This window comes from Streptomyces sp. MMG1533 (genome assembly GCF_001279775.1).
In the GTDB taxonomy this organism is placed as follows: Bacteria; Actinomycetota; Actinomycetes; order Streptomycetales; family Streptomycetaceae; genus Streptomyces.
In genome coordinates, this window is record NZ_LGDG01000152.1 from 1 (window position 1) to 338 (window position 338).

General features: G+C 67.5%; 1 protein-coding gene. It reads left to right on the top strand.

The genetic code is table 11. The annotated features are described in order from the left end of the window. Positions 1 to 338, top strand: a 338-nt coding sequence (locus ADK57_RS16600) for a GTP-binding protein (RefSeq protein WP_199830599.1), incomplete at both ends; no start/stop codon positions are given.

Here is a 338-nt window from a genome sequence, read left to right on the forward strand (position 1 = left end):
GGCTTCGGCGTGGGCAAGACCACGTTCGTCGGCGCCGTCTCGGAGATCAACCCGCTGCGCACCGAGGCCGTGATGACGTCTGCTTCGGCAGGCATCGACGACCTCACCCACACCGGAGGCAAGACGACCACCACGGTCGCCATGGACTTCGGCCGCATCACGCTGGACCAGGACCTGATCCTGTACCTCTTCGGTACGCCCGGCCAGGACCGCTTCTGGTTCATGTGGGACGACCTGGTGCGCGGCGCCATCGGCGCGATCGTCCTGGTGGACACCCGCCGCCTCGCCGACTGCTTCCCCGCGGTCGACTACTTCGAGAACTCGGGCCTCCCCTTCGT